The organism is Propionivibrio sp., assembly GCF_041441355.1.
In the GTDB taxonomy this organism is placed as follows: Bacteria; Pseudomonadota; Gammaproteobacteria; order Burkholderiales; family Rhodocyclaceae; genus Propionivibrio.
The window spans coordinates 1-12,311 of sequence record NZ_JASDTF010000033.1 but is presented as its reverse complement, the minus strand read 5'-3'; the positions used below and the strand labels follow the sequence as shown (position 1 = coordinate 12,311).

Genomic DNA, 12,311 nt, shown 5'->3' with positions numbered 1-12,311 from the left:
GGCGAACACCTCACTCCCTCACGCTGTTACACCACTTCCCGGGACACCGCCCAGCCCAGCGCTCCCGGCCATGGGCCCGGGAGACGACCAGCAACCAGCGCGCCAGGGAAAACCCGGCGGACGCACCGTTCCGAGCGAATATTGTTCTAAAAGGCATGCTCCACGATATGCGCCCGGACGCCGGCAAATCAAGCGTTTCCGCCCCCGGCGGCCGCCCCGGCAGCGATGATTGGGGCGTCGCCGTCACACCTCGGGGTGTGCTCAGCAACCACACCTCGCCGCTCGAACGGCGTCTATGGGGTGTCGCCTCCACCGCTTCGCTGCCATGTCCAGTGGTCCCTCCACGGCTTCGGCGACATTGATCGTTGCGTTTCCCGACCGACGGCCGGGCGCAGGAACGGGGATGGACGGCACACGGGATGACTCGCCTCCGGACAACACCGGAAGGGCAAACAAGCGCGCCAGAAATGCGTTCAAGAGAAACCTCTCGTCCGGGGCACCCCGCCCCTGTTACGTGAATCGGATGTCGAGGCAGGTCTCCTGGCTCTCGGGTCGTCGTCCTGCACCCGCCTTCCCGGCCGCATCGCGGCCAGTGGCAAGAAGGGGCGAGGACTCGCCGATGACAGTTGCGGGGGCAGCTCCGGAATTCGTGCGCGCGGCTCGGCACCGGATTCCCTATTAATCCCGAACGGGAACCTTCAACGGGACCCAGTCTAGGGGGCCGCTCCGCCCCTTGTCAATCGAGGGGGCTGCGCCGCCCGTCGCTCGCGTCACGCGGCGCGCAGCGCCTGATCAAGGTCGGCGCGCAGGTCGTCCACGTCCTCGATACCGACCGAAAACCGCACCAGAGAATCGCTGATCCCGACCTGCAAACGCTGTTCGCGCGGAACGCTGGCGTGGGTCATGATCGCCGGATTCTCGATCAGGCTCTCGACCCCGCCCAGGCTTTCGCCAAGCGTGATCAGCGCGCACGCTTCCAGAAAACGGACGGCCCCGGCCAGGTCGCTCTCGAGTTCGAAGCTGATGATGCCGCCGAAAGCACGCATCTGCCGCCGGGCCAGATCGTACTGCGGATGCGAAGCCAGCCCGGGATAGAGCACCCGCCGCACGCGCGGATGCGCTTCGAGCCACTGCGCCAGTTCGAGCGCGCTTTCGCAATGACGGCGCATGCGCAGGTCCAGCGTCTTGACGCCACGCAGGGCAAGAAAGCTGTCGAATGGGCCGGCGATCGCGCCGACCGCGTTCTGCAGGAAGCCAAGTTGCTCGCGCAGTTCGGCGTGGCGTGCCTCGCCGCCCACCACCGCGACTCCGCCGATGACGTCGGAGTGTCCATTGAGGTACTTGGTCGTCGAATGCACAACGACGTCGAAACCCAGTTCGAGTGGGCGCTGGATCCACGGCGATGCGAACGTGTTGTCGGCGACCGAGACGATGCCACGCTGGCGGCAAAAATCGGCCAGCGCTTCGAGGTCGGCGAGCTTGAGCAAGGGATTGCTCGGCGTCTCGACGATCAGCATCCGCGTCTCCGGACGCACCGCAGCGGCAAGCGCCTCGAAGTCGGCGAGATTCACGTAGCCGAACGTCTGCCCGGCACTGCGTCGGCGGACGCGCTCCATCAAGCGGTAGGTGCCACCGTAGAGGTCGTCGCCGGCGATGACATGCGCCCCGCTATCGACCAGCTCAAGCACAGCCGCCAGCGCCGCCATGCCCGAGGCAAACGCATAGCCTTGCGCACCGCCCTCGAGGTCGGCGACGCAACGCTCGAAAGCCCAGCGCGTCGGATTGTGCGAGCGCCCGTAGTCGAGCCCCTGATGCACGCCCGGACTCGAATGCACATAGGTCGAGTTGGCATAGATGGGCGTCACCACCGCCCCGGTGGACGGATCAGGCGCCTGCCCGGCGTGGACGACGCGGGTGGCGAAACGTGAATTCAAAGTCGTCTTTTCGGACATAGCAGTCTTGGTCGATTCAGGGGTTATCGGAGCGCGTTAACGCCGAGCCCGTATCGGCACCGGCATCAGTTCATCTCCATGGTATCCGCCTCCTGGTCTCTGCCAAAGAAGCAAAACCGATTTGCTTATAATCCCGCCGGCCGCCATGGCGGCACCGCCCTCTCGACAACGCCATCCCTGGCCTGTAGCCGCCCCAGCGCGAAGCTCAATCCTTCACAAAAGCTTCTTCGCGCTTTGCCTTGATGGAAGGCATCAGCAGGATGCCGAGCAAAAGCACGGCGGCAATCAGAAACAGCGCCGACAGTGGTCGCGTGAGGAAAACGCTTCAATCGCCACGGCTCAACAAAAGAGCGCGGCGCAAATATTCCTCCATCATCGGCCTCAGAATGAATCCCAGCAACAAAGGCGCCGTCTCCAGCCTCCGTTTGATGAAAAGGTATGATCGTCAGTGTGGCGACTAAATCTGCCGTATCGCTTTACGGGACTGAGCGGCGGCTTTGACGGAAATGCTGATTCTTGCCCGCAACATCAGTCAGCTGGTCGATCATTCCCGCCGTTCAGCCACGCCCGATTGAACGGCTGTGGTAGCGCAGGAAGCTGATTGCGCCGTTTCTATAGACTCCGGGGCGGTTCAGGCTACAGATTCTTGATCACTGAATCGGCCTCACTCATTGGCCTGTGTGGTGTGTACACTGGCGCGCTTCCTTTTTTTGATTTGACCATGGCAATTACGATCAACGAAGACCTCCGAGCCTATATCGATCCATTGACGGAGGACGAATACGCCGCACTCGAACGCAGCTTGCTTTCCGAAGGATGTCGCGATGCACTGGTGTTGTGGGGTGATCTTTTGGTGGATGGGCACAACCGCCATGACATCTGCCTGAAACACGGGATCTCTTTCAATACCGTACAAAATACGACGTTCCAGTCACTGGACGATGTGCACTTGTGGATGATCGACAATCATCTAGGGCGTCGTAGCGTATCGGACTTCCAGCGTGGGGTACTCGCATTACGGAAGAAGGCGATCGTTTCCGCGCGTTTGGCACAAGAAAAGGCCCAACAAGCTTCGTTCGCCACTGATGAAGCTGAAGTGACGGTTCAATCCGCGCCCCAGCCGGTGCTGACACGTCAGGCTGTTGCACGCTCAGCGAGGGTGAGTAGTGCGACGCTTGGGCAGATCGAAAAAATTCAGAAGACTGCCGCCCCGGAGTTGGTGAGTGCAGTCAAGGCCGGTGTCATTTCGATCAATGCTGCCGCCGCCGTCGCTTCCTTGCCCAGTGAAAAACAGCTCGCTGCGGTGTCCGGGGGCAAGAAAGAATTACGCGAAGTGGCCAGACAAGTTCGCGAAGCCAAACTGCCGCCCAAGCAGGAGCCAGTACCACCACCCAGCGATGCGACGCCCGATCAACTGGAGATTTACCGCCTGACTCAACAGCTTACCAAGCTCACCGAAGAGCGCGATCAGTTGAAAAAGAAAGTACAGCACCTGACGATTGCGCTTGCAGAGGCTCGCGGGGAACAATCGGTTTGATTGCCGCCAAACCTAGCGCCTCTTCCGGCAGCCCGAAAGCTGCAGCCCTGTAGGGAGCTAAGGCCACGGGCGGTTAGCGTCACTTCAGCTGTCATGCCCGCAGTCGGCTTAACCTGGATGGGGTCGCCAGTTTTATTCCGGCAAATCTTGCGGGGGCGCGGCCGCTGTCACCCAGAGCGGCTGAGCGGTGATTTCCAGGTGGCTCAGGTAAGTGCGCAGATCGAACTCGAACTGATGGTAATCGGGTTCCATATGCTGGCAGAGCTGATAAAAGGCCTTGCCATGCGCTCGCTCCTTCATGTGGGCGATCTCATGCACTACGATCATGCGCAGAAACTCGATCGGCATCTCCTTGAAGATCGATGCAATACGGATTTCACGTTTTGCCTGCAATTTGGCGCCCTGTACCCGAGAAACACTGGTATGCGTCCCCAAGGCATGCTGAAGCACTTGTAGCCGGCTATCGAACATCACCTTGCTCACTTGCCCAACGTTGCGCAGGTACGTGCTCTTGATTTCCGAAACGTAGTCATACAACGCTTTGTCGGTGCGTATCCCATGAGCGGCTGGGTATTTCTGCAGCAACAGCATTGCTAGCTGATCTTGCTCGATCAACTGATGCACCTGCTTCACCAGCGACGGCGGGTAACCCGCTAGATACTTGGGGAGAGTTTTGGGGCGCATTACATCAGTTTTGGGCTGCATCGTGAGGACATTCTAACAACCGTCGTCTCGAAGCTGCCGTTCGCAGCATTCCAACGCTGAACGGGCAAGTAAGCGACTTTAATTGTCAGGATTACAAACTATTCCGAACAAATAAAGTCGCAAACCAGCGTCGCGGCAAAGCAAGGCCTCTCACGCACGTAATTCCTGACCACAGAAGGGAAGAGTCACAAACTGTTCTGTAAAAACTGGGGCCGCACGACAGCTGCATGTAATTAATGTCACAAACTATTCAGCGCTCCCGTCCCGCCTCATGCCACGCTTTCCTCACCGGCGAGAGCAGGTATTCGGCGACGGTGCGGGTGCCAAGCAGGATTTCGGCGTTGGCCTGCATGCCGGGGGTGAGCACGAAGCGCTGGCCGTGCATCGTCAGGTGCATGGCGTTCAAGCCCACCAGGGCCTTGTAGAGCAGCGGCTGCGTCCGCTGCCCCGAGCGCTCGGTATTCGGCCCGGCGCTGGCGGTGTTGGTATTGCTGTCGGCCGAGTCGGCGCTCACGTGTTCGACCACGCCTTCGACCATGCCGTACTTCTGGAAGGGGAAGGCGGCGAACTTGAGTTTGACGGTCTGGCCTTCGCGCACAAAACCAATATCTTCATTGCTCACCCACACTTCGGCACGCAGGATTTCTTCGCGCGGCACCAGGGTGAGGAGCACCGTGCCCGGCTGGACGACGGTGCCGGCGGTGTGGGTGGCCAGATCCTTGACCACGCTCACTTGGCTGGCCTTGAGTTCGAGGAGGGCGCGGCGGTGGGTTTGTTTGGTCAGCTCTTGGGCGAGCTTGTCGGCTTGGCCCTGGAGGTCGTTGCGTTCGGTGTAGAGCTGGCGCCGGTAGTCGGAGTCGATCTGGGCCAGACGTTTCTCGGATTGGGCGACGTAGGCACGGTTCGATTCGATGAGGTGGGTCTGGTTCGAGAGTTCCTGTTCTTTCTCGATCCGTTCGCGCTTCTTGTCGCTGGCCATCAAGGAACCGGCAAAGCCGTCCTTGGCGAGTTTCTCGAAGGCTTTATCCTGCTCGCGGTAGTGCGGCAAGGTGGCGAGCAGCTTGGTCTTGACCTGTTCGGAAGACGCCAGATCGTGCTTGTAGCGCACCAGGCGGCTGCGTTCTTCAGCGATGGCGGCTTCGAAGGCGGCGCGGTTGGCGCGGTACTGTGCGGCCATCTCGCGGGCGAGACCCGGCGGGTCGTCGGGGGCCGGGGTGTAAGGGAGGTTGGCGAGTTCGGCGTCGATGCGCGTGAGGGTGGCGCGCTTTCGGCGGTAGTCGGCGTCGAGGGCCTGGACGTCGGCTTCGCTGATCAGGGTGTCCATGCGCATCAACACCTGGCCCGGCTGGACGACATCGCCTTCGCGCACCAGGATGTCCTTGACGATCCCGGCTTCGGCCGGCTGGACGATCTTGAGGTAACTCTTGGGGATGAGTTTGCCTTCGGCGACTGCGACGATGTCGAGCTTACCGAGGAGCGCCCAGACGAGGAGCGCCAGGAGCATGAGCAGCAAGGCCCACAGCACCTTGCGCCCGAGCGGGCTGGGCGGGGTGTCTTGCAGGCGCAAGAGTGGTGGTGAGAAGTCGTGGTCGGCGACTGTGCTGTCCGGCAAGGCCCGGGCGAAGGCACCTTGCAGGCGCTGCCAGGGCGGGGCGCAGCGGTCGCGAAGGCGTGCCGCGCTGCTTTTGAGGCGAGAGGTGAAGGTGGAGAACATGAGGCCGTGTTCGGTCGGAGGTTTGTTATGGTTTAACCACGAAGCGCACGGAGGACACGGAGAACGACGAAACGGCAGGCCTGCCGTCTCGTCCTTGTATGACTGCCTTGCCTTTCTCCGTGCGCTCCGTGATCTCCGTGGTTAATGCGGTTTCTTTCAACCCAAGCGCACGCTCCCGCTTTGCAGGTTGGCGAGCGGTTGCAGGGTCTGGGCTTGGCTGCCGAAACCGCTGTTGCCGATCACGTCCTGCGCGGCGGTGAGGCCGATGCCGGCCAGGGTGCCGGTCTTGCCGTACTGGTAGGCCAGATCGCCACCGAGGGCCGCGGTGTCGGAACCGGCCAGTTGCTGCGTCGCCAGGGCATTGCTGAGCGCCCAGGTGGTCAGCGTCGGCGTGGCGGTCCGAGCGGCGTCAAAGGCATTGACGAGGCCGGTGAAGTTGAAGCATTCGACCTTCTGATCAAGCAGCGGATCGCTGCCCCCGGCGGCGTAGCCGCTCATCGCTTCGGCAATGACCTGCAGGTTGACCACGGGCTTCGATGGGGTGGCGGCGTACCAGTCCTTGAAGGTGATCTGGTCGGACGTACCGATCTTGAGCACGAGGTCGTTGCTGGCCTTGCTGAAGGTGAGTTCGCTGTAGGCAAAGCTGCCGCCGAGCGAGAGGGTGTCGCTGCCGGTGCCGCCCGTGGCGAAGGTGTCCTGCCCGTCACCCTTGTTGAAGCAGATGATGTCGTTCCCAGCCGCAGTGGTGTAGGTGTCGTTGCCCTGGCCGCCGAGGAAGAGTTCGGCGCTGGCGCCGCCGATTACCGTGTCCGCACCATCACCGCCGTTGAAGAGTGCGGCACCGGAAACATCGTAGAGATAGTCGTTGTCAGCCCCCCCCTCAAGGTGGTCATTGCCAGCATCACCGTGGAGGGTGTCGTTCCCTGCGCCCCCCTGCAGCACATCATCGCCGACGCCCCCATAGAGAAGATCCCCCCCCGCCCCTCCGTCGAGAAGGTCGTTTCCTCCATAACCATAAAGCGTGTCGTTTCCGCCATCGCCATGGACTCTGTCATCCAGATTCAGGAAATAGGCAGTGTCACTTCCATCCGTCAGGTGGACACCCAACTGAGCAACCAGCGCCGGTACGCCAAGCCGCGTCCCGTCAGCGAATTTCACTTCGCTCACGCAGTGGTCACCCCAGTTGTACGCTCGGTAGTAATACCCCGACAACGACACCGCATCCCCATTGGCAAAACGGATCGCCAGATTGTCTCCGTTACGTGTCAGCGCGGTCACGTCGCTGAGCACGTAGTCAACAAAGTGGACGACGTTCTTCGCACCGTTCTGAACACTGTCGTCGATGATCAAGTCTTGACCGTCGCCCCTGGTAAAAACATAGGTGTCATCGCCGGCTTCGCCGCTCAGCGTGTCGTTCCCCATGCCGCCCATCAACTGGTCATTGCCCACGCCACCATAGAGCAGATCGATACCCGCCCCCCCGTCAAGAGTATCGCTTCCTCCATAACCGTAAAGCGTGTCGTTTCCACCTCCACCACGGGCTTTGTCATCCGTACCGAAGAGCGAGGCCGTGTCATTTCCTTCGCCAAACGTCATCCCCAGCTGCGCAGCCAGGGCCTGAACGCCCATCCGCTGCCCGTTGGCAAAACAAACCTCGCTCAAGATCGGGTTGTTGTAGCCCCGCATTTGGTTGAGGTAATCCCACAGCATCACGGAATCGCCTTCGGCAAAGCTGATCGCCAAGTGCCCACCGTCCCGGATCGACAGCGAACTGATGTCGGCAAGGTTGTAATCCACTAGCTGCAGTACATTCTTGACCGTGGCCGACTGACTGACATCCACGACCGTGTCGGCACCGTCTCCGCGCGCAAAAACAAAGGTGTCGTCACCACCGTCGCCGTAAATGACGTCGGTGCCTTTGCCGCCCGTCAGTACATCGTTGCCATCGCCGCCAACGAGGCGGTCGTCGCCCATGTCGCCCATGAGCGCATCGCTTCCGCTCTCGCCGAGAAGGCTGTCGTTCCCGCTCCCTCCATTGAGGGTGTCGTTGCCCGCTGCTCCGCTGAGGGTGTCGTTGCCCCCGCCACCATGCGCCTTGTCATCCGTACCGAAGAGCGAGGCCGTGTCATTTCCTTCGCCAAACGTCATCCCCAGCTGCGCAGCCAGGGCCTGAACGCCCATCCGCTGCCCGTTGGCAAAACAAACCTCGCTCAAGATCGGGTTGTTGTAGCCCCGCATTTGGTTGAGGTAATCCCACAGCATCACGGAATCGCCTTCGGCAAAGCTGATCGCCAAGTGCCCACCGTCCCGGATCGACAGCGAACTGATGTCGGCAAGGTTGTAATCCACTAGCTGCAGTACATTCTTGACCGTGGCCGACTGACTGACATCCACGACCGTGTCGGCACCGTCTCCGCGCGCAAAAACAAAGGTGTCGTCACCACCGTCGCCGTAAATGACGTCGGTGCCTTTGCCGCCCGTCAGTACATCGTTGCCATCGCCGCCAACGAGGCGGTCGTCGCCCATGTCGCCCATGAGCGCATCGCTTCCGCTCTCGCCGAGAAGGCTGTCGTTCCCGCTCCCTCCATTGAGGGTGTCGTTGCCCGCTGCTCCGCTGAGGGTGTCGTTGCCCCCGCCACCATGCGCCTTGTCATCCGTACCGAAGAGCGAGGCCGTGTCATTTCCTTCGCCAAACGTCATCCCCAGCTGCGCAGCCAGGGCCTGAACGCCCATCCGCTGCCCGTTGGCAAAACAAACCTCGCTCAAGATCGGGTTGTTGTAGCCCCGCATTTGGTTGAGGTAATCCCACAGCATCACGGAATCGCCTTCGGCAAAGCTGATCGCCAAGTGCCCACCGTCCCGGATCGACAGCGAACTGATGTCGGCAAGGTTGTAATCCACTAGCTGCAGTACATTCTTGACCGTGGCCGACTGACTGACATCCACGACCGTGTCGGCACCGTCTCCGCGCGCAAAAACAAAGGTGTCGTCACCACCGTCGCCGTAAATGACGTCGGTGCCTTTGCCGCCCGTCAGCACGTCGTTGCCCTCACCGCCAAGGAGGCGGTCATTGCCCCCATTTCCTTGAAGCCGGTCCGCAGACGATGTTCCCGTAAGCACATCATCCCTATCGCTACCAATAAAAAGCCGACTTTTTATGGTTTCAATATCCCACACCGCGCCATCGGAAAACACCACGCTTTGGAGGGAGTTATTCGAATTGTTCGGATTTTCGTTATAGAAAAACGAATTCACGGTCACTCTGTCGCTTGTTCCTCCGATTGCCAAGACCAAATCCGAACCCGAACGCATCACAGCAACATCAGACGACAGTACGCCCGCTTTAAACTCAAGCAGGTTCAACTTACCTATCGTCGCGTCGGTCTCTGAGCAAATAACATCCTGCCCATCGCCTATTCCAAAAAAATAACGGTCATTTCCCGCGCCGCCGTAGAGGACATCGTTGCCTTCACCGCCGTCGAGCTGGTCGTTGCCGTTGCCGCCGTAGAGATAATCCGCGCCGCTGGCTCCAAGCACCGCATCGACACCGTCGTTGCCGTAGAGGGTATCCGCCCCCGTGCCGCCATCGAGGTTATCGTCGCCGGCATTGCCCTGCAGATAATCGTTGCCGTCCCCGCCACTCAGCATGTCATTGCCGGCGTAGCCGTGAAGGGTGTCGTTGCCAGCCGTGCCCACCTGAACCAGGGCCTTGACCGCGGCGATGTCCCAAGCCGTCCCATCGGCAAAGACGATGGACTCGACCGCGGAGCTGCCGCTGGCGTCTTGGTTAAAGTAGGCCGAAACGCGCAGGCTGTCCGTCGTGCCCTTGAGGCTGATCACGAGGTCGTCGTACGAACGCGTCAGCACCACGTCGCTCGCCACAATGTCGCTGCCGAGTACGACACGGTCCGGGTTCGCTCCCAGAGCTTCGCCGTCGTAGTTGTTGATCGTGTCCTGCCCTGAGCCACGGCCAAAGCGGTAGCTGTCGGCCCCCACGCCGCCCGAAAGGACATCGTTGCCGGCGCCGCCGTCCAGAACGTCATTGCCAGCGTCGCCGTAGAGGACATCGTTGCCTTCACCGCCGTCGAGCTGGTCGTTGCCGTTGCCGCCGTAGAGATAATCCGCGCCGCTGGCTCCAAGCACCGCATCGACACCGTCGTTGCCGTAGAGGGTATCCGCCCCCGTGCCGCCATCGAGGTTATCGTCGCCGGCATTGCCGCTCAGCGTGTCGTTACCGTCCCCACCGCTCAGCGCATCATTGGTGGCGTAGCCTTGAAGGATATCGTTGCCAGCCGTACTCACCTGGACCATGGCCTTGACCGTCGCAATGTCCCAAGCCGTCCCGTCGGCAAAGACGATCAACTCGACCGCGTAACTACCAGTCGCATCTTGGCTAAAGAAGCTTTGGACACGCAGGCTGTCCGTCGTGCCCTTGAGGGCAAGCAACAGATCGTCGCTTGAGCGTGTCAGCACCACGTCGCTCACCCCAATGTCGTTGCCGAGCAGGATGCGGTCTGAATTAACGCCGAGCGCTTCGCCATCGTAGTTGGTGATGGTGTCCTGCCCCGAGCCGCGACCAAAGCGGTAGCTGTCGGCACCCACGCCACCGGAGAGGTTGTCGTTGCCCGAGCCACCATCCAGCACGTCATTGCCGGCCTCGCCGTAGAGGTAGTCCGCTCCGTTGGCGCCCAACACCGTATCAGCACCCTCGCCGCCGTAGAGGTTGTCATTGTCCGTGCCACCATCGAGTTGGTCGTCTCCGGCGTTGCCATTCAAACGATCTGCCCCTGCATTCCCCAATAAAATGTCGTTGGATTTTCCTCCCGCCAAACTGTCCGCTCCTTCTCCCCCCACAAGGATTTTTGAAGCCTCTTTCCAGGGAAGTGAAGTTTCCTCGGTAACGCTTGAGCGCAAGACTTCGAGTTCTCCTTTGGCGATCGCGTCATTCACCCAGATAAGAATTTTGTCTTGAAAATGTCCGACGGAGGCCCCTACGTAGCTGTTTAACTCCATGCAGTCAGCAAAGGCTTTGCCCTTGTTCTGCACGTACGTCTGGTCGAGCGCGGCGAGCACTTTTGAGGCATCGAGCCGGATGCCGTTTTGGTCGATCTGCAGGGTGAGTTGGTCGAGGTAGGGTTTGAGCCGCAATCCCACCAAGCCGGAGAACGCCGATTCCTTGAGGAGAGCGTAGGCTTCATCGAGCCATCCCACCTGGTTTGGCCCTGTCAGTTGGACGTAGGCATAGATCGGTCCGTCATAGGCCATGGCACTGCCTCCACTGCTGGTGCCACGGCTCGTTTCCAATGGCGCCACCGCGTGAGAAACCACGCCTGTGCCATTGGTCACCGACTTTTCGGCAACGGTTACGAAGGGGGTGCCGTTGAAGCGCTCGAGAATACTGATGAGGTGGGTGAAGTGGGCCTGCCGCGCCTTGAGCGCTTCAAGTCGCGCACGATTGGCCGCATTCATCTCCGCCACGAGGACGTCGCCGCCGCTCCCCGTACCCATCGGCAGAATACCGTCCATGCCTTTGATCGCAAAATAATCGTTCACGCTCATCTCGGGCACGAGATAGACGAGTTTGAAGCCGTTCTTTTCCGCTTGTTGAACCGAAGACTTCATCGTCGAGGTTTCGGCCCAGGCGGCGAGGAAGCCGTCCAGGCGGGCGCTCATGTCCTTGCGGGACATTCCAGCAAAACTGGCAACTGCGGCGGCCAGCGCGGCATCGAGACTGGCGGCTTCCTTGAGGTCGCGGACCATGCCGGCGCCGGCCAGGTTGGGCAGCGCTTTGGCGGCGTCGGTCAGGGCGATCTGAGTGGTGAATTCGCGGTAGAAGGGGTTGTCGGCGAACCAGACGTCAGTGTAGTTACGCGTTTGTCCGTTCTGTGTATAGCCGCCGCTGCCGTCGAGCCGGGAGCCGTCGGCGAGCTGGGTCGTGCCGTCTTTCTTGGCGAGGTCGATCTGGGTCAGGCCGAGGCTGGCGAGGTCCTGGAGTTCGCCGGCGTCAGAAACGCCGTCCTGGTCGAGGTCGCGCCAGAGGCGGAGGTCGGCGTAGCGGGCGTCCTGGGCGTCGATCCGGCCGTCGGCGTTGCTGTCGAGTTCGCGCAGGGCGGCGTAGCCGTCAGCCGCGGCCTGCCCGTTGGCGAGCAGGGTGTTGTTGCCGAAGAGTTCGCGGCCGGTGTCGATCGTTCCATTGCCGTTGCGGTCGAGGACGAGCAGGCCGTCGTCGGCCTTGGCCCACGCCGTTCCGGTCTTGATGCCGTCGGCGTCGTGGTCGAAATGTGTTCTGGCTTCGCCCGTCAGCTGGGCGACTTCGACTCCGTCGCCGTCAAGGTCGAAGACCAGCGGGGGATCGTGTCCCGGGACGTGGTGTAAGAAGCGTCAGCAGAAGCGGTCAGCGGGT

At 61.1% G+C, this 12,311-nt stretch carries 5 protein-coding genes, 1 pseudogene and 1 riboswitch; of the genes and pseudogenes, 1 reads left to right on the top strand and 5 read right to left on the bottom strand.

Features of this window, described 5'->3' with window-relative positions; all coding sequences use genetic code 11:
• Nucleotides 1-513: 513 nt before the first annotated feature.
• A riboswitch (cobalamin riboswitch) is annotated at nucleotides 514-715 on the bottom strand.
• Nucleotides 716-770: 55 nt separating this feature from the next.
• Nucleotides 771-1,952 (bottom strand): trans-sulfuration enzyme family protein, encoded by a 1,182-nt coding sequence (locus QMB55_RS11910; protein WP_497588929.1) that lies wholly within the window; start codon nucleotides 1,950-1,952, stop codon nucleotides 771-773.
• A 646-nt stretch (nucleotides 1,953-2,598) separates the two neighbouring features.
• On the opposite strand from QMB55_RS11910, the gene QMB55_RS11905 reads away from it, so the two are divergent.
• On the top strand, nucleotides 2,599-3,489 hold the full coding sequence (locus QMB55_RS11905) for a ParB N-terminal domain-containing protein (protein ID WP_497588928.1): 891 nt from the start codon (nucleotides 2,599-2,601) through the stop codon (nucleotides 3,487-3,489).
• Nucleotides 3,490-3,621: 132 nt separating this feature from the next.
• On the opposite strand, the gene QMB55_RS11900 is transcribed toward QMB55_RS11905, so the two are convergent.
• The 4 genes and pseudogenes from QMB55_RS11900 to QMB55_RS11885 form a co-directional block, all read right to left on the bottom strand.
• Nucleotides 3,622-4,173, bottom strand: a complete 552-nt coding sequence (locus QMB55_RS11900; RefSeq protein WP_497588930.1) for a M48 family metallopeptidase — start codon at nucleotides 4,171-4,173, stop codon at nucleotides 3,622-3,624.
• A 271-nt stretch (nucleotides 4,174-4,444) separates the two neighbouring features.
• Nucleotides 4,445-5,908: an HlyD family type I secretion periplasmic adaptor subunit gene (locus QMB55_RS11895; protein WP_497588927.1), complete on the bottom strand. Its 1,464-nt coding sequence runs from the start codon at nucleotides 5,906-5,908 to the stop codon at nucleotides 4,445-4,447.
• A 156-nt stretch (nucleotides 5,909-6,064) separates the two neighbouring features.
• Complete coding sequence (locus tag QMB55_RS11890; protein ID WP_497588926.1) at nucleotides 6,065-11,668, bottom strand: calcium-binding protein; 5,604 nt, start codon at nucleotides 11,666-11,668, stop codon at nucleotides 6,065-6,067.
• 144 nt (nucleotides 11,669-11,812) lie between these two features.
• A pseudogene (locus QMB55_RS11885) lies at nucleotides 11,813-12,211 on the bottom strand (SPM autocatalytic domain-containing protein); the annotation flags it as partial.
• Between the last annotated feature and the right edge of the window lie 100 nt (nucleotides 12,212-12,311).

Bases quoted from the DNA above. Each gene is read 5' to 3' on its own strand.
- QMB55_RS11895 (WP_497588927.1), bottom strand. From the start codon at position 5,908: ATGTTCTCCACCTTCACCTCTCGCCTCAAAAGCAGCGCGGCACGCCTT.
- QMB55_RS11890 (WP_497588926.1), bottom strand. From the start codon at position 11,668: ATGGTCCGCGACCTCAAGGAAGCCGCCAGTCTCGATGCCGCGCTGGCC.
- QMB55_RS11910 (WP_497588929.1), bottom strand. From the start codon at position 1,952: ATGTCCGAAAAGACGACTTTGAATTCACGTTTCGCCACCCGCGTCGTC.
- QMB55_RS11900 (WP_497588930.1), bottom strand. From the start codon at position 4,173: ATGCGCCCCAAAACTCTCCCCAAGTATCTAGCGGGTTACCCGCCGTCG.